This is a genomic window from Roseobacter insulae (assembly GCF_019375555.1).
Classification (GTDB): domain Bacteria; phylum Pseudomonadota; class Alphaproteobacteria; order Rhodobacterales; family Rhodobacteraceae; genus Roseobacter; species Roseobacter insulae.
The window spans coordinates 376126-395829 of sequence record NZ_JAHXDN010000005.1 but is presented as its reverse complement, the minus strand read 5'-3'; the positions used below and the strand labels follow the sequence as shown (position 1 = coordinate 395829).

Here is a 19704-nt window from a genome sequence, read left to right as displayed (position 1 = left end):
CGAGGCCCTTGTCCCGATGGACAAGGGCTTTTTTTATGCCTCCGGCGGGGATATTTAGAAACCAGAGAAGCGGGGGCGTTGCGATGGTCGGCAGCAAGGCGCATATCTGGGATATGAGAATACTCCTTGTCATTTTCGCGCTGTTTCTTGCGGCGCCCCTTGCCGCGCAGCAGGTGCCGCAGAGTACCGCGCAGATGCAGCTGAGCTTTGTTCCGCTGGTCAAGCAGGCGACGCCCGCAGTGGTGAATATTTACGCCAGGATCATGACGGCGCCGCGGCGCACCCCGTTGCAGAGCGATCCGTTTTTCGAGCGGTTTTTCCGGGATTTCGGGCCGGTGCAGCCGCGGGTGCAGAACTCTCTGGGGTCGGGGGTGATCCTGTCGGATGACGGGATTGTCGTGTCGAACTTCCATGTCGTTGGCATGGCCACGGAGATTCGGGTTGTGCTGGCCGACCGGCGGGAGTTTTCCGCGCGTGTCCTGCTGGCGGACGCGGAAAGCGATCTGGCCATTCTTCAGCTGGAGGATGCCGGCGGTTTGCCCTTTTTACCGCTGCGCAGATCGGACACTGTCGAGGTCGGAGAGCTGGCGCTGGCCATCGGCAACCCGTTCGGGGTGGGGCAAACCGTGAGCAGCGGCATCGTGTCGGGGCTGGCGCGGTCTGGTGCCGCGACGGGCAGCGGACGCGGCTATTTCATCCAGACCGATGCCCCGATCAATCCGGGCAATTCCGGCGGCGCACTGATCGACATGTCGGGCCAGTTGATCGGGATCAACACCTCGATCCTGACCCGGTCTGGCGGGTCAAACGGTATTGGATTTGCGATCCCGTCTGATCTGGTCGCGGCCTTCATGACGCAGGCCAAGCAGGGCAAGACTGTCTTTGAGAAACCCTGGGCGGGGATGAACGGCCAGCCGGTTGACGCTGAAATTGCCGAGGCCTTTGGCCTGGATCGCCCCGGGGGGATCATCGTCTCGGCGCTGCATCCTATCAGCCCCTTTGCCCAGGCGGGTATCGGCACCGGTGACGTGATCGTCGCGGTCAACGGGCAGCCGGTGAACACGCCTTCCGAAATGGTTTACCGGATGAGCGTGACCGGGCTGGGTGAAGTGGCGCGGATTTCATACATGCGAAACGGGCAGCGGGCCGAAGCGGACGTGTTCCTGTTACAGGCCCCCGACACACCGGACCGCGCGGCGCTGACCTTGACCGCGGGCCAGTTGCTTGAGGGGCTGGCGCTGGCACGGATCAACCCGGCGGTGATTGCGGAGTATAATCTGCCGTTGGAAAGTGCCGGTGTCGTAGTGACGGAGGCGGGACGTCTGGGGCGGCGTGTGGGGTTGCAGACAGGAGATGTGATCGCAGCGGTGAACGACCGGGCGGTTACCAGACCGCGCGAGGTTGCCGCCGCCCTGGAAACCCGCGCCCGCGGGTATGCGCTGACCGTGACCCGGGGCGCGCGGCGCTTCGTTTTGCGGTTCGGGGTATAATCCTTGGCTGATCTGTTTTCCAGCGACGCCGCGCCGCCGGTCTCCGGGCACCGCCCGCTGGCAGACCGGTTGCGGCCGCAGAGCCTGTCGGAGGTCATTGGCCAGTCGCTGATATTGGGCCCCGAGGCGCCGCTGACGGTGATGCTGGCCTCCGGCGCGTTGGGATCGCTGATTTTCTGGGGGCCTCCGGGGGTCGGGAAAACCACCATTGCGCGGTTGCTCGCGCATGAAACGGAGCTGCATTTCGTGCAGATCAGCGCCATTTTCACCGGCGTGCCTGACCTGCGAAAGGTGTTTGAAGCGGCCAAGATCCGGCGCCAGAATGGCCAGGGCACCTTGCTGTTCGTCGATGAAATCCACCGTTTCAACAAGGCCCAGCAGGACGGATTTCTGCCGCATATGGAGGATGGCACGATCCTGCTGGTGGGGGCGACCACGGAAAACCCTTCCTTTGAGCTGAATGCGGCGGTGTTGAGCCGGGCGCAGGTGCTGGTGCTGGAACGCCTGCCCCTGAGCGATCTGGAGCGGCTGGCCCAGCGGGCAGAGCGGGAATTAGGCCAGGCGCTGCCGCTGGACGGGGCTGCGCGCGAGACGCTGCTGGAGATGGCGGACGGCGACGGGCGCGCCCTGCTGAACCTGATTGAACAGGTGGCGGCGTGGAAGATCGAGGGCAAGCTGGACACGGCGGCCCTGTCGGCGCGGTTGATGCGGCGGGCGGCGCAATATGACAAGGGTGGGGATGCGCATTACAACCTGATCTCCGCGCTGCATAAATCGGTGCGCGGGTCAGATCCGGACGCAGCCCTCTACTGGTTTGCGCGGATGCTGGAGGGGGGCGAGGACCCGCGCTACCTGGCCAGGCGGATCACCCGCATGGCGGTGGAGGATATCGGGCTGGCCGACCCGCAGGCACAGGCGATTTGCTTGCAATCGTGGGAAACCTACGAAAGGCTCGGGTCGCCGGAGGGGGAGCTGGCACTGGCGCAGGCGCTGGCCTATCTCGCGCTTGCCCCGAAATCAAACGCCGCCTATGTCGCCTATAAGGGCGCGCGGGCTGCCGCAAAGCAGACCGGGTCGGAGCCGCCGCCGAAACATATCCTGAACGCGCCGACCTCCCTGATGAAGGATCAGGGCTACGGGGCGGGGTACGCCTACGATCACGATGCGGAAGACGGGTTTTCCGGCCAGAACTATTTTCCCGAAAAGATGGACCGGCCCACGCTCTATGCTCCCGTCGAGCGGGGGTTCGAGCGCGAGTTGAAAAAGCGCATGGACTATTTTGCAAAGCTGCGCGCCAAGCGCGAAACTTGACAATTGTGCAAGCGTGCGTGACAGACCGCGCATGATGAACACACTGATCATGGTGGCCCTTGGTGGGTCGATAGGCGCGTCGTTACGCTTCCTCTGGGGGGTGTCTGTCTTGCGTCTGGCAGGACCAGGCGACTTCCCTGTTGCGATCATGGTGGCCAATATCGTCGGGTCGTTCCTGATGGGCGCCTTCGTGGTGTTGGCGGCCCAGCGTGGCCTTACGCACCTGAGCCCCTTCGTGATGACCGGGCTGCTGGGCGGCTTCACAACGTTTTCGGCATTTTCGCTGGAAACGGTGACCCTGATCGAGCGTGGCAATATCGGCGGCGCAGGTCTTTACATTGCGCTGTCGGTCGGCCTCTCGGTCGCCGGCCTGATGCTGGGGTTATGGATGATGCGGGGGATGTTGCCGTGAGCCGGGTTCAGGTGCTTACTGTCGCCGATGACGACGCGGACCAGCGACTGGACCGGTGGTTTCGCGGGAAGTTTCCGCAAATCAGTCAAGGCCGGATCGAAAAGCTGTGCCGCAAGGGTGAAATCCGTGTCGATGGCGGGCGGGTCAAGGCGGCGACCCGGCTGGCGGCCGGGCAGCAGGTGCGGGTGCCGCCGCTGCCGGATCAGGCCGCGCCGCCGGTGGAAACGCGCCGCGTATCGGATGCCGACGCCAGGCTGATCCAATCCTGCGTCATCTACCGCGACGATCATGTGATTGCCCTGAACAAACCGGCGGGGTTGCCTACCCAGGGCGGATCAAAGCAGACCCGCCATGTCGACGGTTTGGCGGAGGCGTTGAAGTTCGGTTTCGACGAAAAACCACGTCTGGTTCACCGCCTCGACAAAGACACCTCGGGCGTTTTGTTGCTGGCACGGACACGCCTTGCGGCCCGGGCGCTGACCGCCGCGATGCGCCACCGCGACACGCGCAAGATCTACTGGGCGCTGGTGGCCGGTGTTCCCACGCCTTACCTTGGTGAAATCCGCTATGGGCTGGTCAAGGCCCCCGGTCATGGCAAGGGCGGCGAGGGTGAAAAGATGATCGCGGTCCACCCGCGCGAAGTCGATGACACGCCCGGCGCGAAACGTGCGCATACGCGTTACGCCACGCTTTACCGGGTGGCCTCGCGTGCCGCTTGGGTCGCGATGGAGCCTGTCACCGGCCGGACCCACCAGTTGCGCGCGCATATGGCCGAGATCGGTCACCCGATTATCGGCGATGGCAAATACGGCGGATCGGGGCAGGAGAACATGGGCGACGGCTGGGGCGCGCAACTGGGCGGGATCATTTCAAAAAAGCTGCATCTTCATGCGCGGATGATGCGGTTTGAGCATCCCGAGACACGCGAGATCGTGACCGTAACAGCGCCGATGCCGGACCATATGGTGCACAGCTGGGACACATTCGGCTGGACCGAGGACCTGGCGGCGGAAGATCCCTTCGAGGCGCTTGAATGAGCGCTGATCCGCGGCTGGTTATCTTTGATGTTGATGGCACTCTGGTGGACAGTCAGGGCGACATACTGGCGGCGATGACCTGTGCCTTCGAGGCGGTGGATCTGCCGGCACCGGAGCGTGGCGCGATCCTTGGTATCGTCGGTCTGTCGCTGGATGTCGCGATGGCGCGTCTGGCGCCCGACGCGGATCATGCGCGCATGGTGGAGGCGTACAAGGATGCCTATATCACGTTACGGGCGAGAACCGGGGCGGCGCGGTCCTCGCCGCTTTATCCCGGCGCGCTGGAGACCTTGTCGCGGCTGAACGCGCAGCCCGATGTGCTGTTGGGGGTGGCAACCGGCAAATCCAAACGCGGGCTCGACAAGCTGGTCGAAGCGCATGCCTTGGAGGGGCTGTTCGTCACCCGGCAGGTTGCGGATTTCCACCCCTCGAAACCGCATCCGTCGATGATATTGCAGGCGATGGCCGACGCGGGTGTCGCACCGGTCAATACCGTGATGATCGGGGATACGAGCTTTGATATGGAAATGGCGAATGCCGCGGGGGTTCACGGTCTGGGGGTCAGTTGGGGGTATCACCCGGTCACGGCGTTGAGTGCCGCGCAGCGCATCGTGGCGAGCTTTGATGCGCTGGAAGCGGCGCTTGCGGATTACTGGAGGGCGTCGCGATGAGCGAATGGAAGGCCAAGCGCTTCTGGAAAGCCAGCGAGGTGATCGCGGCGGAGCAGGGGTTTACCGTCACACTGGATTCCCGCCCGGTCAAAACGCCGGGCAAACGCGCGCTGGTGGTGCCCAGCCGGGGATTTGCCGAGGCCATCGCTGCGGAGTGGGAGGCGCAGGAAGACCAGATCGACCCGCGCATGATGCCCTTCACGCGCACCGCGAACGCGGCTCTCGACAAGGTGGCACTGCAACGTGCGGAAGTTGCCGACATGCTTGCCGATTACGGCGACAGCGACCTGCTGTGTTATCGCGCAGAACAGCCCAGGGAACTCGTGGCGCGTCAGGCGGCGCAGTGGGATCCGATGCTGGCATGGGCCCGCACGGCATTGGGTGCGTCCTTGCAGGCGCGTTCGGGCGTGATGCATGTGCCGCAGGATCGAGCGGCTCTGGCGCGCCTGCGGGATCGGGTGCATGCGCTTTCAGACTTCGAACTTGCGGCCTTTCATGACCTCGTCAGCCTGTCCGGATCGCTGATTCTTGGCTTTGCCGCTGCGCAAGATGTGGAAACATCGCGTGCGATTTGGGACATATCCCGTCTCGACGAACTGTGGCAGGCAGAGCAATGGGGGCAGGATGACGAGGCCGAAGCCGCCGCCGCCCTCAAACAAATCGCTTTTGAACACGCAAAAGTGGTTTTTGACCTCTCCAAGCCTCAATTTTAGCGGTAACAGTAACCTGCGCGTCAACTTGCGCTCGTGAGCGCGCGATTTTCATGTGCCTGCCCTTGACGTTTTCGCCTGAATCCGAGCAGTATGACGCCCACTTGGAAGGCAATAACTTCCAATATCGCCTCCGGCCAAAAAAGGGCCGGTCGACCCGTCGAAATCGGCGGAAAATCAGGAAGAGGTAAAAATGAGAAAATCTGTAATCCTTGGCGCGCTGACCGTCGCCGGCCTTTCGGCTGGTGCTGCGGCTGCTGGTACGTTGGACGACGTCAAAGCACGCGGCAAACTCAACTGTGGCGTCACTACCGGTCTGGTGGGCTTTGCGGCTCCCGACGCGAACGGTGAATGGAAGGGCTTTGACGTCGCTGTATGTCGTGCCGTTGCCGCCGCCGTTCTGAATGACCCGACAGCTGTTGAATTCGTGCCAACAACCGGCAAGACACGCTTTACGGCGCTGGCGTCGGGCGAGATTGACATGCTGGCACGTAACACCACATGGACCTTCAGCCGTGACGTGGACCTCAAGTTCACATTTGTCGGTGTGAATTACTATGACGGTCAGGGCTTCATGGTGCCGAAAGCGCTGGGCGTGTCTTCGGCAAAGGATCTTGACGGGGCGACCGTCTGCATCCAGACCGGGACGACAACCGAGCTGAACCTCGCGGATTTCTTCCGCGCGAACAACATCAGCTACGAGCCTGTGCCGATCGAGACAAATGCGGAAGGCCAGCAGCAGTATCTTGCGGGTGCCTGCGACACGTATACGACAGACGCCTCTGGTCTGGCCGCGACACGTGCCACCTTCGAGAACCCGGGCGACCACGTTCTGCTGCCTGAGATCATCTCCAAGGAGCCTCTGGGCCCGCTCGTGCGCCACGGCGACGATGAATGGGGTGACGTTGTGCGCTGGACGCTGAACGCGCTGATCACAGCTGAAGAGCTGGGCGTGACATCGACCAACATCAACGAGATGGCCGCCAACACCAACAACCCCGAAGTGGCGCGTCTGCTGGGCACCGAAGGCACATTGGGCGAAATGCTCGGTCTTGATGCTGAATGGTCCAAGCGTGCGATTGCAGCGGGTGGCAACTACGGTGAAATCTTTGCCAAGAACATCGGCGAAGAAACCCCGATCGGTCTGGCGCGCGGCCTCAACGCGCAGTGGACAAACGGTGGTCTGATCTACTCGCCTCCGTTCCGCTAAGAACCAAACGGCCAAGGGCGCGGGACATCCTGCGCCCTTCGCATTTAACGACCCACAAAACCATAACCCGACCACCGAGGCGCATAAGTGTCCGTTAAAACAAAGGTCGGAACCACGGGGAAAATTTCAATGACGACACTGACGGACCCGCCACGGGAGTCCTTCCGCCTGTCTATGTTAATCAATGACACGCGGTACAGGTCGATGACCTTTCAGGTGATGGCATTTATTCTTCTGTCGCTTTCGGTTGGTTATCTCTACAGCAATCTCGCCGCAAATCTTCAGGCCCAGGGGCTGAGAATTGACTTCTCGTTTCTTGGCGCGCCAGCGGGATATGACATCAACCAGCGTCTGATCGAATATACCAGCCAATCGACAAACGCCCGCGCCGCCATCGTCGGTATTCTGAACACGCTGCTTGTCGCCTTTCTGGCCTGTGTGATGGCGACTGTCTTCGGTGTCTTTGCCGGCGTGCTGCGCCTGTCGAAGAACTGGCTCGTGTCCAAGATCATGGCCTTTTACGTTGAGATTTTCCGCAATATTCCGGTCCTGATCTGGATCCTGATCATCTACGGCATCATGACTGTTTCGATGCCGGGCGCGCGCCCGTTTCTGGGCGAAAACCCGGACCGCGAGATGTTGTTTGGCATGTTTGCCTTCACCAACCGTGGCGTTTATTCCCCCGCGCCGATCTGGGGCGAGGGGTCAATGGTCGTGGTGGCGGTCTTCATCCTGTCCATCATCGGAACTGTTGCCTACCGGCGCTACGCGACCAACCTGCTCTACAAGACAGGCAAGCTGCTGCCGATGGGATGGCCATCGCTGGTGATTTTCTTCGTGCCCACGATCGTCATCTTCTTTCTGATGGGCCAGCCCATCGGGCTTGACCTGCCGGATCCGCTCGCCAACCGATTCAACCTCAAGGGCGGCATTCAGATCGGTGCGCCCCTGATCGCGATCTGGTTTGCCCTGTCGATCTATACCGGTGCCTTCATCGCAGAAAACGTGCGTGCCGGCATACAGGCGGTATCGCGGGGCCAGACCGAGGCGGCCTCCGCGCTTGGCCTGCGGTCCGGTCGCGTGATGAGCCTCGTGGTGCTGCCACAGGCGCTGCGGGTCATCATCCCGCCGTTGATCTCGCAATATCTCAACATCACCAAGAACTCTTCCCTCGCGATTCTGGTGGGCTATGCCGATGTCACCGCGACACTGGGGGGCATCACGCTGAACCAGACCGGACGCGCCATCGAATGCGTGGTGCTGATGATGCTGTTTTACCTGACGATCTCGTTGCTGATCTCGGCGGTGATGAACGTCTACAACAAATCCGTAGCCCTGAAGGAGCGCTGAGCCATGTCGGATACTCATGCACACTCCGTTGCCTTCGTGCGGACACAAGACGTCCCGATGGCCCCTCCGCCCAGCAATGCGGCGGGACCGGCCAAATGGGTGAAGGATAATCTTTTCGCGACACCGCTGAACGGATTGCTGACGCTGGTGGCGCTCTACTTTATCTATGCCATCCTGTCGTCGGCCCTGCCGTGGATATTGGGCGGTATCTGGAATGCTCCCAGCCTCGCGGCCTGTCGCGATATCCTCGACGGCGCTTCGGCGGCCTGTTTTGCGGTTCTGTCCGAACGCTGGAACCAGCTGCTTTTTGGCTTCCAATACCCCGATGACCAGTACTGGCGCCCGGGACTGGCCTTCATCCTGCTGTTCATCGCCGCCGCACCCGTGCTGTTTTTCGATCTGCCGCGTAAGCTGCTGGCGTTCACGGCGATTTACCCGTTTGTCGCCTATTATCTGCTCTGGGGGGGCACGATCTTCGTGCCGATCCTTGCGTTGGTAGGCGTTGCAGGCGGGTTCATGGTGTACCAGCGACTGGTTGCTGGCAGCTTTGCCGCCGGGTTCTTCGGCGGTATTGCGGCGGCCTTCGTCATCTGGATCATCGGCGGCTGGCTGATCCCGGACGATGCATCGGCCAACGCCATGCTTCCGGCGGTGCCCAGCCGGTACATGGGGGGCTTTATGCTCAACATGATGCTGGGGGTGACCTGCGTGTCGCTGTCCGTACCGATTGGCATTGCGCTGGCGCTGGGGCGTCAGTCCAGCATGCCGCTGATCAAGTGGATCTGCGTGATCTTCATCGAGTTCATCCGGGGTGTGCCGCTAATTACCCTGCTTTTCGTAGCGAACGTCATGCTGGCGTATTTCTTCCCGCCCGGGTCCGGTGTGGACCTGTTCCTGCGCGTGGTGATCATGATCACCATGTTCTCGGCCGCCTATATCGCCGAGGTGATCCGGGGCGGCCTCGCGGCCCTGCCGAAGGGGCAGTACGAAGCCGCGGACAGCCTTGGCCTTGATTACCCGCAGGCGATGCGGCTGATCATCCTGCCACAAGCGCTCAAGATCTCCATCCCGGGGATCGTGAACGTGGCTGTGGGTCTTTTCAAGGATACCACGCTGGTCTCGGTCATTTCGATGTTCGACCTTGTTGGCATGATCCGCGGGCCGATCCTTGCATCGACCGAATGGAATGGCGTTTACTGGGAGCTTTTCGGCTTTGCGGCCCTCCTCTTTTTCATCGTCTGCTACGGCATTTCGCAATACTCACAATGGCTGGAACGTCGCCTCGCGACCGACCACCGATAAGGAGGCCTGAATAATGGCTGAACACGCAACTCAAATGCAGGTCTCGGACGAGATCGCCATCACCATCAACAAGATGAACAAGTGGTACGGCACGTTCCACGTGCTGCGCGACATTGACCTGACGGTGAACCGGGGCGAACGGATCGTGATCTGCGGGCCCTCCGGCTCCGGCAAGTCCACGCTGATCCGCTGCATCAACGCGCTCGAAGAGCACCAGCAGGGCACGATCGAGGTGGACGGCACCTTGCTGTCATCGGACCTCAAGAACATCGACAAGATCCGGTCAGAGGTCGGCATGTGCTTTCAGCACTTCAACCTGTTCCCGCATCTGACGATTCTGGAAAACTGCACACTGGCGCCGATCTGGGTACGCAAGACACCCAAGAAGGAAGCCGAAGAAACCGCGATGCATTTCCTTGAGAAGGTGAAGATCCCCGATCAGGCGATGAAGTATCCCGGGCAGCTCTCGGGGGGGCAGCAGCAGCGGGTGGCGATTGCGCGCAGCTTGTGCATGCGCCCGCGCATCATGCTTTTCGACGAACCGACGTCCGCGCTGGACCCGGAGATGATCAAGGAGGTGCTCGACACCATGATCGAGCTCGCCGAAGAAGGTATGACGATGCTGTGCGTGACGCACGAGATGGGTTTTGCCCGCCAGGTGGCGAACCGCGTGATCTTCATGGATGCTGGTCAGATCGTGGAGCAGAACGAACCCGAAGAGTTCTTCAACAATCCGCAGAGCCCGCGTACCCAGCTGTTCCTGAGCCAGATCCTCGGTCACTGACGCGGCAGGGACGCGCCCGGCTTACGACAGGTCGCGCGGGATAATGAAATCAATCGGCTGGCCTTCGTGCCAGCCGATGTCGTTCCAGCCCGCGGCATCGAAGTCGACAACCAGCGTGGCACCGGTAGGGTAATCCATGAACCTTTCGTGATCGACCGGGGCTGTCACCAGCCGGTGCGCCATATCCGCAATGCCGGGATTATGACCCAGCATCAGAACGCATGGCGCCGTGGCGCCGCGCAACACCTCCATCATCTTCTCGGCGTCGGCGAGGTAGAGCGCCCGCGTGAAGGTGATGGCAACGGATTGCGGCAGGTCCAGTCCCGTACATGTTTGCCCTGTCCGCTCGGAAGAGGAACTGAGGACCTGCCCGGGCAGATAGGAACCAGCACGCAGCCACCCGCCCAGAGCCCTGGCAGAGGCCGTCCCACGCTTGTTGAGCGGGCGCTGGTGGTCGGAGAGGCCCTGATGGCTCCAGTCGGATTTCGCGTGGCGCATGAGGATCAGTCGGAGCATGTTGTCATCCTTTGAAAGAGACCATGTGGAAGGCGGACTGCGCCGGGTCGCGGTCGAATGCCTGCGAGACGGGGCACGCGCGCCGCACCTTGCAGCCCCGGGTCATGCAATCCTGACCGGCGGCTGTATCGAGGTAGGCTTTGCACGCGGGAACATCATAGGCATGATCCGCCGAAAGTGCATTCACCGGACAGGCGGTGACGCAGGGTTGGTCGGCACAGCTCAGGCAGGGGCTTACCGCGGTCGCGGCGGGGAGCTCGATTTCAGCGTCAAACCGCAACGCGCCGCGGATCGAGATCATCAATCCGGCGGTATCATGCACCATCATGCCGGTGGGGCTTTTAAAAAACCGGTTGGTGTTGAGTGCCCATCCGATGAAGGGAGCGTAGGGCGGGCCATCGGACGGGTAGACGTCCTTTGCGCCGATCTCGTTTGCAATCCATCCGATCATCCGTTTGGACCATCGGTCCAGCGGATCCGGCGCGCCATCGCGATATTCGGTCGAGGCCGTGAATTTGGGCCAGCAGGTCTTGTCTGCGCCCAGCAGCACCAGGGTGCCGGTGGCATCGTCCGCCTGGTACACGCGCCTGGGATGAAAAGCGCCCATCACGAAAAGCCCCGATGGGGCGGCGAGTTTCTCAATCAGCGAAAATATCATTTTTTTGCGAAGGGCAGGGCAATCGACCAGCCGAGGCGGCTTGGGCGGTCATCCTGCCACTCAAGACCCACCTGCATATCGTCATGTCCGGCGCGGGGCTGGGCGATATAGGTTCCGAACATCTGGTCCCAGATGGACAGGGCAAAGCCGTAATTGCTGTCGTGTTCTTCACGATGCACCGAATGGTGCACGCGGTGCATGTCGGGGGTCACCAGTATCCGCCGCAGCGTGGCATCCAGCCATAGCGGCAAACGTAAATTGGCATGGTTGAACATCGCCGTACCATTCAACACGATTTCGAACAGGATGACGGCGATGGCCGCGGGCCCGAGCAGGTAGACAAGGCCAATTTTGAGAAGCATCGACAAGGCGATTTCAACCGGATGAAACCGAATGGCCGTGGTTACGTCCATGTCCACGTCCGCGTGATGCACGCGGTGCAGGCGCCAGAGCAGCGGTACCTTGTGGGTGATCAGATGCTGTAGCCAGATCGCGAAATCGAGGATCAGCATGGCAACCATGATTTCGAGCCATGCCGGGCCGTTCAGCGCGTTGAACAGGCCCCATCCCTGCACCTGCGCATCAATGGCGGCACCCACGGCGAGAAAGGGCATAGCGATAGCCAAGGCGCGCAGCGTGACCGCGTTCAAGATCGTTATGCCCCAATTGGTCAGCCAGCGGCGGCTTCTTGGCTGGCTGCGAGCCCGGCGCGGTGCAAGGGCCTCCAAAGTTGCCAGAATGGCGAAAAGACCCAGAAACACGGTCAGGCGTATGATGGCTTCGTTTTCCATGGTTCACACTTAGTGCAGTCGGGCCACCGCTCCAAGCGGCAGCGTGACACATCTGCGTCAATCTGCACGAATGATCGACCCCGCCCCGTGTTCGGTGAAAAGTTCCAGCAGGCAGGCATTTGGGGCGCGCCCGTCCAGAATGACAGCCGCGCGCACCCCGCCGTCGATCGCGGCAAGCGCGGTCTCTGTCTTGGGGATCATGCCGCCGGCAATTGTGCCGGACGCCGTCATGTCCCGGATTTGAGTTGCGCTGAGTTCGGTCACGACATCGCCGGCAGCGTTCTTGACGCCCGTAACATCGGTCAACAGCAAAAGCCGGTCGGCTTTCAAAGCTGCGGCCACTGCGCCGGCCGCCGTATCGCCGTTGATGTTGAATGTCTCGCCATTGCTGCCCGAACCCAAGGGGGCGATGACGGGGATGTATTCTTTTTCGGTGAGATCGCGCAGGAGTTGCGGATTGACCTTTTCCGGTGTTCCGACAAAACCCAGAGCCGCGTCTGTCTGCGTGCAGGTGATCAGGCGGGCATCTTTACCGGACAACCCGACGGCCCGCCCGCCCTGTCCATTGATCGCCTGAACGATCCGCTTGTTGACGAGTCCGCTCAGCACCATTTCCACAACATCCATCGTGGCAGCATCGGTGACGCGCTTGCCATTCACGAACTCGGACTTGATCTGCAGCTTGTCGAGCATCCCGTTGATCATCGGGCCGCCGCCGTGCACGATCACCGGATTGACGCCGACCTGCCGCATCAGCACGACGTCGCGCGCAAATTCATCCATCGCCTCGTCGCTGCCCATGGCATGACCGCCCAGTTTGATCACCACGGTCGCATCAGCGTAACGCTGCAAGTAGGGCAGGGCGTTATTCAGAGTACTTGCGGTCGCAATCCAGTCACGGTTCATGTCTTGTTTCTTCATTTTTGGGCGTTCGTTCCCGTGGTTATGAGCGCGCGGATACTTTGGTGCAAGACGTGCCGTTATTCCAGTGTTGCGATGATGGCACGCAACGTCGGGATGCCCCAGCCCTTCTCGCTGGAGGTCACCACGATTTCAGGGAAAGCGGCAGGGTGTTGCGAGAGGGCCTTTCGCACCTGCTCCAGAACTTTGGCGCGGTCGGCGTCCTTGACCTTATCGGCCTTCGTAAGAACCACCTGAAACGTCACGGCGGCGCTGTCTAGCAGGCTGAGGATTTCGTCATCGACCTTCTTGACGCCATGGCGGGCATCGATCAGCACAAAGGCGCGCCGCAGGGTCTGACGCCCTGACAGGTATTGCTTCAGCAGGCGTTGCCATTTCTCGACCACCGGAACCGGTGCGTTTGCGAAGCCATAGCCGGGCAGATCGACCAGGTAATGCGCGTCTCCGGCGGTGAAAAAGTTGATTTCCTGGGTGCGCCCCGGTGTGTTTGAGGCGCGCGCCAAGCCCCTGCGCCCGGTCAGCGCGTTGATCAGGGAGGATTTGCCCACATTCGACCTGCCGGCAAAACACACCTCCAGCCGGTCTGGGGCGGGCAGCCCGGACATCGCGACGACGCCCTTGACGAACTCTGTCTGGCCCGCAAACAGCAGGCGTCCGGCCTCAAGTGTTTGCGGGTCAGGCTCTTCGGCAAGTGGGAAGGGAAGCTGCATTACAGGACCGTCACCGGATCGCCAAGCGCGATTGACCCGCCCTGGATCACTTCTGCCCGGACGCTGAAATCCTGATGATTCCAGTGTTTCAGCGTGCCCAGAATGTCCGCGTCGCGTTCGCCGGTGTCGGGGTTGGCCGTGGTGGCGAGGCAGCGGTCGGTGCGTTCACGGACCCGCAGCACGCTGTCGCCGATCCGAATGTCGCGCCCCATCCAGTCGAACTCGATCCAGGGCAGGTTGCCGTCGAACCAGAGGTTTCCGCGCCAGCGGTGTATAGACAGTTCCCGGCCCAGATGCTGTTCCACCGCGCGGTGAGACGCGAGGTTGCACAGGGTGATGGACGGAAAGTCGCTGTCGGTAAATCCGCGACCGTCCAGACGGAGGATCCGATCCGGCAACGCCCGGTCCTGCGGCACCAGCGGGCTCACCCAGGCGATCAGCCTGTCGCCTTCGGTGTCGGGGTGGAAGGTCAGGTCAGGCCGGTCGGGGTGTTTCAGGCTCAGAGTTTCGGTGGCTTCATCCAGCGTGGAGGAAATCGCGAGCAGTTGCGGTGCCTTTGACCCCCGGCTGAAATTGGCGCATTGCGCCCAGGCACTGCCATCCGCCTTGGAGGCGTCATGCGCCACTGCCCACACCCTGTCCCACGGCATCGCTTCGCCCGTGCGCAGCGCAACGGCGGAGAGCGCTTCCCGGCCATGGCTCTTCAGCGGATGGCGCAGGATGTGAACGATGTTCATCCGTCTGTGTCCGTTTTGGATTTCTTGCTGAAGCTGCTCTTGATGTTGCCGAACACATCCGGTGTATAGCCCTGGCTGCGCATGATCAGGTACTGCTGCGTGAACGTGATGGTGTTATTGGCAATCCAGTAAACGACCAGACCGCTGGCAAAACTGCCCAGCATGAACATGAAGACCCAGGGCATCCATGCAAAGATCATCTGTTGCGTCGGATCGGTGGGAGCGGGGTTCAGTTTCTGCTGCAACCACATCGAGATGCCCAGCAGCAGCGGCAGGATACCGATAAAGATAAGCGCCATGATGGAGCCGGCTTCAGGACCCTGAAACGGCAGCAGGCCAAAGATATTCAGGAGCGATGTCGGATCGGGGGCGCTGAGGTCCTGGAACGGGCCGAAGAACGGGGCATGTCTCAGCTCGATGGTGACGAAAATCACCTTGTAGAGCGAAAAGAAAATCGGGATTTGCAGCAAGATCGGCAGGCAGCCCGCCGCCGGGTTCACCTTTTCCTTCTTGTAGAGCTCCATCATGCCCTGTTGCATTTTCTGACGGTCGTCGCCTGCCTGCTCCTTGAGCTTTTCCATCTGCGGCTGAAGCTCTTTCATCTTCGCCATGGAGACATAGGATTTATACGCCAGCGGGAAGAGAATAGCCTTGATGATCAGTGTCAGGCCGATGATCGCCCACCCCATGTTGCCGATCAGCTTGTTCAGTTCGTGCAGCAACCAGAAGATCGGTTTGGTCAGGAAGAAGAACCAGCCCCAGTCGATGCTGTCGATGAATTTGGGCACGCCGGCGGATTCGTATTGACGTAACATCGCCCATTCCTTGGCGCCTGCGAACACTTGCGTCGTGATCTCGACGGATGCCCCCGCCGCAACCGTTTGGGTCGGCATCCGGGTGACCGCGCGGTAGACGTCGGTGCGGGCGTCATATGTCAGGGCCTGATCAAAAGGCTGTCCGCCCAGCGGAATGAGAATGGCCTGCCAGAAGTGGTCGGTGAACCCGATCCACCCCGCGGCGACGTCTTCCTTGACGATCGCCTGGCGGCCCCACTTGGGGTCCAGCTCGGCTTCTGAAATCTCATCCCAGTCGGTTTCCGCCAGCTCTTCGTCCGCCATGGCGACGGCGCCTTCATGCAGAATGAAGAAGTTTTCCAGATCATCAGGTGTCGTATGCTGCACGATCATGCCGTAGGGCGCCATGCTGACAGGCCCGCTGCCGTTGTTTGTCACGGACTGGGTGAGCGAAAACATGTAGTTCTGATCTACCGCGATGACCCGCGAAAAGACTTGTCCCGCACCATTGTCCCAGGTCAGCGTGATCGGCTGGTTCACCGAAAGCGTATCGCCTTCGGCCAGTGTCCAGTCGGTATCGGGCCCCGGAACCGCCGAAGGATCGATCCCCGCGCCCGCGGCCCAGCCCTGTAGGGCATAGTAGGCATCATTGCTGCCCTGCGGTGACAACATGGTCACAATTGGCGCGCCGGCGTCCAGAGTTGTGCGGTAGTCCTTGAGTTTCAGGTCGTCGATGCGGCCGCCGACCAGCGAAATCGATCCCGTCAGACGGGGTGTCTCAATGGCGACGCGCGGCGCTTCTTCCATGGCTGCATCCGATGCAACCGGCTCTGTGCTGAGTGGTGCGGATGCGGCGTTTTCCGGAGCTGCGGGGATGACGGCGCTTTGTCCATCTGTCGATTGCTGGGCTGGTGGGGTCTCCAAAGCCACGTCCGGTTCAGGGGGCGGAAAAAGAACAAACCACACAAGGATCACGAGGAAACTGAGCGCTGTTGCAAGAATGAGGTTCTTGTTCTGATCGTCCATAGGGACAGCCACCTGATCTGTTTGATATCAGCGTGGGTTCAACAGAGTGCAGGCCAAAAGGTCAAGCGGATTCGGGGAAATTGGCCTTTTTCACACTATCAAAATGCCCTCCGCCACGGGAAAGCCAGCGCAGCTGATGTCGATGTCGGCCGGGTCTAGCGGGCGCGATTTCCGAAAATGCGGGGGACGTCCTGCAACTTGGCATTATGAGCATTGACCCATTTAATGGTTTCATCGAACGGCATCGGTTTGCCGATCCCGAAACCCTGAACATGATCGCAGCCCAATTGGGCGAGCAGCGCGTGTTCACCGGCGCTCTCCACACCTTCCGCCAGCGTTTCCACGCCCAGCCGTTCGGCCATTGTGAGAATGGCGCTGATCATCCGTTGCTGTTCCGGGTCGCGATCGGCTTTCATAACGAAGGACCGGTCGATCTTGATACGGCTGACGGAAAAGCGACGGATTGAAGAAATGGACGCATGGCCTGTGCCGAAATCGTCCAGATCCACCCGGCACCCGAGTTTGCCCAGCCCGTTGATATTGCGGCTGATCACGTCATCGGGCGCGCTGGCGACAACGGTTTCAAGCACTTCCACGGCCAGCCTCTCGGGTTTCAGTTCGAACCGGTCGAGTTCCCATTGCACTTTTTCGACAAGCCTTGGGTTCTTCAGCTCCGGACCCGCGAAATTGACGCCAACCTGCGGCACGTCGATACCCGCGGCATCCCATTCCTTCACCGCCGTCAGCGCGTGATACATCATGACCTCGGCCAGCCGTTCCAGCATGTCTGCCTGTTCGATCGCGGGCAGGAAATCAGCGGGAGAGATTGTCCCTCGTTCGGGATGCTGCCATCTTGCCAGGGCTTCGAAACCGGTCACGCGACCGGTATCCGTTGAAATCTGTGGCTGGAACCAGGGGCGAATGTGACCTTTTTCCAGCGCTGTCGACACTTCCTCGCGAAGCTCCGCGCGGATCTCCGTCTTCCGTTTCATCTCGTCAGAATAGGCGCGAATTGCGTTTGGCCCGTGATTGTGCGCCTCGCGCAGGGCCGTTTCCGCCGCTTCCCCCCAGGCTTTGGGCGTTTTTGCAATGACTTGTGTATGTTGGCAAAAGCCGACGGACGTGGTGATGTACACAGAAGTGCCGTCGATGGAGACGGGTTCTTCCAGGGCTGTCTGTATTCTGCCCGCCATTTGGATGCACAATTCCAGATCCAGCTGCCGAACCGGGGCGAGGCATACGGAAAACCTGTAATCACCGGTCCGCGACACTGCGTCATCATCACGCATCGCAGCGACAAGTCGTTCGCCGGTCCGTGCGACGACGCTGTCTGCTGCGGCTTGGCCGAAGCGGTCCGCCAGATCGGTGAAATCGTCAATTTCAACCTTGAAAACTGCCGACTTGTAGGCGTCATCTCGCGCTTTTTCAAAGGTTTTTTCGACAAAGATGTCAAAGGCATGGCGGTTGATGAGGCCGGAGGCGTCGCGTTCATTCACGGCAAATGCGCGCACACCGGTCCCGCCGCCGATCAGCACGTAGACCAGCGGCATGAGGACCGCGATACCGACGAGGGCCAGATCACCGCCCAGCCAGTAGATGCCGAGACAGGCTGCGGGTAAACACGCCAGAGCGGGAGGGCGCGACAGTACGCGCGCCGCTGACGCGCGGAGGCGGTCCCAGTTCTTCGCGAAAGCCCCTGCCATATCGATTCCTTCTTCACATCGGCACGTGAGATACGTTTGGACGCAAAATAATCAGATAGCAGTGATGCTTAAGTTAACAGTCACAACCAAGAGTGTGCAGGTTTATCTAAAACTTTATCTACTTCAGACTCAGGCCCCGGAAATCGAAGAGTTTCGGGTCCAGCAGATGGGACGGTCTTGCGTTCATCAGGGCGCGGAACATGACCTGTCTGCGCCCGGGGCTGTTCTTTTCCCAGCCGTCAAGAAGTGCCTTGACCTGCTGGCGCTGCAGCCCGTCCTGACTGCCGCAGAGATCACAGGGGATGATCGGGTAGCGCATGGCGCGGGCGAATTTCTCACAATCCTCCTCGGCCACGTGGGCGAGGGGCCGGTAGAGGAACAGGTCGCCTTCCTCGTTGACCAGTTTCGGCGGCATGCTCGCCAGACGACCGCCGTGAAACAGGTTCATGAAGAAGGTTTCGAGGATGTCGTCGCGGTGATGGCCGAGGACAACGGCGCTGCAGCCTTCCTCCCGTGCCAGCCGGTAGAGATGCCCCCGCCGCAGACGCGAGCACAGCGCGCAAAACGTGCGCCCCTGGGGGATCTTGTCCATGACGATGGAATAAGTGTCCTGATATTCGATCCGGTGGGGCACACCCATGCGTTCCAGAAAATCCGGCAGAACGGTCGCCGGAAACCCGGGCTGACCCTGATCGAGATTGCAGGCAAGAATGTCCACGGGCAGCAAACCGCGCCACTTGAGCTCGTAAAGCACGGCCAGCAAGGTGTAGCTGTCCTTGCCGCCGGACAAGCAGACCAGCCAGCGGGCGCCTTGTTCGATCATCCCATATTGCTCGACCGCTTCACGCACATTGCGAACGATCCGTTTGCGCAGCTTCTTGAATTCGGTGGAATCCGGCGCCCCGGCAAAAAGCGGATGAATGTCCTGTTGGTCCAGCATGATGACGTCCTGATCTGACTTTCCGCTTCTATACCGCCCTTGATGGTGAACCAAAAGCCATTGCCGCGCGTAGCCTTTTCAAAGAAGGAAACAAAATATGATCCGGTCGCTGATCTTACTGGCATTTGTGGGTTTTCTCGCAGGGTGTGTCGGAAAGCCTTCGCTGGAGGATGCAAGCCTGTCCTCGGAGGCACTGAACCTCGACGAGTTCTTTGACGGGCGCGTGGTCGCATCTGGCCAGTTTCAGGATGTCTTTGGCACTGTGCGGCGCCGATTTGACGTGGAAATCAACGGGACATGGGACGGGCAGGTCCTGACGCTGGTGGAAGATTTCGTTTACGAGGACAAGAGCACGGAACGGCGTGTCTGGACCCTTCAGAAAACAGGGCCGGACAGCTGGCGCGGCACCGCGCCCGGTGTGATCGGCGACGCGCTGGGTGAAGAAAAAGGAGATACCTTCAATTGGCGTTATCTCATTGATTTGCCGGTTCCGGAAGGTACCCTGCGCGTTCGGTTCGACGACTGGATGTGGAAGCTGAGCGACACGCGGGTTCTCAACCGCGCGTATATGACGAAATATGGTGTCGATATCGGCGAAGTGATCATCATTTTTGAAAAGCGCTAGCGATGG

General features: G+C 60.7%; 20 protein-coding genes. 11 read left to right on the top strand and 9 right to left on the bottom strand.

The genetic code is table 11. The features are described 5' to 3' along the window. The first annotated feature begins 113 nt into the window (after positions 1 to 113). From KX928_RS19060 to KX928_RS19015, 10 genes are all read left to right on the top strand, one after another. On the top strand, positions 114 to 1490 hold the full coding sequence (locus KX928_RS19060; protein WP_219506011.1) for a trypsin-like peptidase domain-containing protein: 1377 nt from the start codon (positions 114 to 116) through the stop codon (positions 1488 to 1490). Positions 1491 to 1493: 3 nt separating this feature from the next. Next, on the top strand, positions 1494 to 2801 hold the full coding sequence (locus KX928_RS19055; protein ID WP_219505842.1) for a replication-associated recombination protein A: 1308 nt from the start codon (positions 1494 to 1496) through the stop codon (positions 2799 to 2801). Between the two features lie 31 nt (positions 2802 to 2832). Further along, positions 2833 to 3213 (top strand): fluoride efflux transporter CrcB, encoded by a 381-nt coding sequence (gene crcB / locus KX928_RS19050; RefSeq protein WP_219505841.1) that lies wholly within the window; start codon positions 2833 to 2835, stop codon positions 3211 to 3213. Beyond that, positions 3210 to 4250 carry an RluA family pseudouridine synthase gene (locus KX928_RS19045; RefSeq protein ID WP_219505840.1) on the top strand — a complete coding sequence of 347 codons (1041 nt, stop codon included), beginning with the start codon at positions 3210 to 3212 and terminating at the stop codon, positions 4248 to 4250. Before crcB ends, KX928_RS19045 begins: the two co-directional genes overlap by 4 nt. Continuing rightward, entirely contained in the window at positions 4247 to 4921 is a 675-nt protein-coding gene (locus KX928_RS19040; RefSeq protein WP_219505838.1) for an HAD-IA family hydrolase, read from the top strand. The genes KX928_RS19045 and KX928_RS19040 overlap by 4 nt, the downstream gene beginning before the upstream one ends. Beyond that, positions 4918 to 5634 (top strand): ATP12 family chaperone protein, encoded by a 717-nt coding sequence (locus tag KX928_RS19035; RefSeq protein WP_219505837.1) that lies wholly within the window; start codon positions 4918 to 4920, stop codon positions 5632 to 5634. The genes KX928_RS19040 and KX928_RS19035 overlap by 4 nt, the downstream gene beginning before the upstream one ends. A 190-nt stretch (positions 5635 to 5824) precedes the next feature. Then, complete coding sequence (locus tag KX928_RS19030) at positions 5825 to 6841, top strand: amino acid ABC transporter substrate-binding protein (protein ID WP_219505834.1); 1017 nt, start codon at positions 5825 to 5827, stop codon at positions 6839 to 6841. Between the two features lie 129 nt (positions 6842 to 6970). Beyond that, positions 6971 to 8191, top strand: coding sequence for an amino acid ABC transporter permease (locus KX928_RS19025; RefSeq protein WP_219505832.1), 1221 nt, complete (start codon positions 6971 to 6973; stop codon positions 8189 to 8191). Between the two features lie 3 nt (positions 8192 to 8194). Beyond that, entirely contained in the window at positions 8195 to 9493 is a 1299-nt protein-coding gene (locus tag KX928_RS19020; RefSeq protein ID WP_219505830.1) for an amino acid ABC transporter permease, read from the top strand. A gap of 13 nt (positions 9494 to 9506) precedes the next feature. Next, complete coding sequence (locus KX928_RS19015) at positions 9507 to 10277, top strand: amino acid ABC transporter ATP-binding protein (protein WP_219505828.1); 771 nt, start codon at positions 9507 to 9509, stop codon at positions 10275 to 10277. A 21-nt stretch (positions 10278 to 10298) separates the two neighbouring features. Here the strand turns inward: KX928_RS19015 and KX928_RS19010 are convergent, their stop codons facing one another. From KX928_RS19010 to ttcA, 9 genes are all read right to left on the bottom strand, one after another. Further along, positions 10299 to 10793 carry a SixA phosphatase family protein gene (locus KX928_RS19010; protein ID WP_219505827.1) on the bottom strand — a complete coding sequence of 165 codons (495 nt, stop codon included), beginning with the start codon at positions 10791 to 10793 and terminating at the stop codon, positions 10299 to 10301. A gap of 4 nt (positions 10794 to 10797) precedes the next feature. Further along, positions 10798 to 11451, bottom strand: coding sequence for a ferredoxin (locus tag KX928_RS19005; RefSeq protein ID WP_219505825.1), 654 nt, complete (start codon positions 11449 to 11451; stop codon positions 10798 to 10800). Continuing rightward, the gene (locus tag KX928_RS19000; RefSeq protein ID WP_219505823.1) at positions 11448 to 12242 is read right to left on the bottom strand and encodes a sterol desaturase family protein; all 795 of its coding nucleotides are present in this window, start codon (positions 12240 to 12242) and stop codon (positions 11448 to 11450) included. The genes KX928_RS19005 and KX928_RS19000 overlap by 4 nt, the downstream gene beginning before the upstream one ends. 57 nt (positions 12243 to 12299) lie before the next feature. Then, complete coding sequence (argB, locus tag KX928_RS18995) at positions 12300 to 13163, bottom strand: acetylglutamate kinase (protein WP_219505821.1); 864 nt, start codon at positions 13161 to 13163, stop codon at positions 12300 to 12302. Positions 13164 to 13222: 59 nt separating this feature from the next. Further along, positions 13223 to 13873, bottom strand: coding sequence for a ribosome biogenesis GTP-binding protein YihA/YsxC (gene yihA, locus KX928_RS18990; protein WP_219505819.1), 651 nt, complete (start codon positions 13871 to 13873; stop codon positions 13223 to 13225). Further along, on the bottom strand, positions 13873 to 14610 hold the full coding sequence (locus tag KX928_RS18985; RefSeq protein ID WP_219505817.1) for an MOSC domain-containing protein: 738 nt from the start codon (positions 14608 to 14610) through the stop codon (positions 13873 to 13875). The genes yihA and KX928_RS18985 overlap by 1 nt, the downstream gene beginning before the upstream one ends. Next, positions 14607 to 16430 carry a membrane protein insertase YidC gene (yidC, locus tag KX928_RS18980; protein ID WP_219505815.1) on the bottom strand — a complete coding sequence of 608 codons (1824 nt, stop codon included), beginning with the start codon at positions 16428 to 16430 and terminating at the stop codon, positions 14607 to 14609. The genes KX928_RS18985 and yidC overlap by 4 nt, the downstream gene beginning before the upstream one ends. Positions 16431 to 16585: 155 nt before the next feature. After that, complete coding sequence (locus KX928_RS18975) at positions 16586 to 18133, bottom strand: putative bifunctional diguanylate cyclase/phosphodiesterase (RefSeq protein WP_219505813.1); 1548 nt, start codon at positions 18131 to 18133, stop codon at positions 16586 to 16588. 118 nt (positions 18134 to 18251) lie between these two features. Next, positions 18252 to 19073: a tRNA 2-thiocytidine(32) synthetase TtcA gene (ttcA, locus tag KX928_RS18970; RefSeq protein WP_219505811.1), complete on the bottom strand. Its 822-nt coding sequence runs from the start codon at positions 19071 to 19073 to the stop codon at positions 18252 to 18254. Positions 19074 to 19170: 97 nt separating this feature from the next. Between ttcA and KX928_RS18965 the strand changes: the two genes are divergently transcribed. Beyond that, on the top strand, positions 19171 to 19698 hold the full coding sequence (locus tag KX928_RS18965) for a DUF3833 domain-containing protein (RefSeq protein ID WP_219505810.1): 528 nt from the start codon (positions 19171 to 19173) through the stop codon (positions 19696 to 19698). Positions 19699 to 19704 lie beyond the last annotated feature (6 nt).

Excerpts from the sequence above, each read along its gene's own strand:
- KX928_RS19060 (WP_219506011.1), top strand. The coding sequence starts at position 114 with ATGAGAATACTCCTTGTCATTTTCGCGCTGTTTCTTGCGGCGCCCCTT.
- crcB (WP_219505841.1), top strand. The coding sequence starts at position 2,833 with ATGATGAACACACTGATCATGGTGGCCCTTGGTGGGTCGATAGGCGCG.
- KX928_RS19040 (WP_219505838.1), top strand. The coding sequence starts at position 4,247 with ATGAGCGCTGATCCGCGGCTGGTTATCTTTGATGTTGATGGCACTCTG.
- KX928_RS19035 (WP_219505837.1), top strand. The coding sequence starts at position 4,918 with ATGAGCGAATGGAAGGCCAAGCGCTTCTGGAAAGCCAGCGAGGTGATC.
- KX928_RS19030 (WP_219505834.1), top strand. The coding sequence starts at position 5,825 with ATGAGAAAATCTGTAATCCTTGGCGCGCTGACCGTCGCCGGCCTTTCG.
- KX928_RS19025 (WP_219505832.1), top strand. The coding sequence starts at position 6,971 with ATGACGACACTGACGGACCCGCCACGGGAGTCCTTCCGCCTGTCTATG.
- KX928_RS19020 (WP_219505830.1), top strand. The coding sequence starts at position 8,195 with ATGTCGGATACTCATGCACACTCCGTTGCCTTCGTGCGGACACAAGAC.
- KX928_RS19015 (WP_219505828.1), top strand. The coding sequence starts at position 9,507 with ATGGCTGAACACGCAACTCAAATGCAGGTCTCGGACGAGATCGCCATC.
- KX928_RS19010 (WP_219505827.1), bottom strand. The coding sequence starts at position 10,793 with ATGCTCCGACTGATCCTCATGCGCCACGCGAAATCCGACTGGAGCCAT.
- KX928_RS19005 (WP_219505825.1), bottom strand. The coding sequence starts at position 11,451 with ATGATATTTTCGCTGATTGAGAAACTCGCCGCCCCATCGGGGCTTTTC.
- KX928_RS19000 (WP_219505823.1), bottom strand. The coding sequence starts at position 12,242 with ATGGAAAACGAAGCCATCATACGCCTGACCGTGTTTCTGGGTCTTTTC.
- argB (WP_219505821.1), bottom strand. The coding sequence starts at position 13,163 with ATGAAGAAACAAGACATGAACCGTGACTGGATTGCGACCGCAAGTACT.
- yihA (WP_219505819.1), bottom strand. The coding sequence starts at position 13,873 with ATGCAGCTTCCCTTCCCACTTGCCGAAGAGCCTGACCCGCAAACACTT.
- KX928_RS18985 (WP_219505817.1), bottom strand. The coding sequence starts at position 14,610 with ATGAACATCGTTCACATCCTGCGCCATCCGCTGAAGAGCCATGGCCGG.
- yidC (WP_219505815.1), bottom strand. The coding sequence starts at position 16,430 with ATGGACGATCAGAACAAGAACCTCATTCTTGCAACAGCGCTCAGTTTC.
- KX928_RS18975 (WP_219505813.1), bottom strand. The coding sequence starts at position 18,133 with ATGGCAGGGGCTTTCGCGAAGAACTGGGACCGCCTCCGCGCGTCAGCG.
- ttcA (WP_219505811.1), bottom strand. The coding sequence starts at position 19,073 with ATGCTGGACCAACAGGACATTCATCCGCTTTTTGCCGGGGCGCCGGAT.
- KX928_RS18965 (WP_219505810.1), top strand. The coding sequence starts at position 19,171 with ATGATCCGGTCGCTGATCTTACTGGCATTTGTGGGTTTTCTCGCAGGG.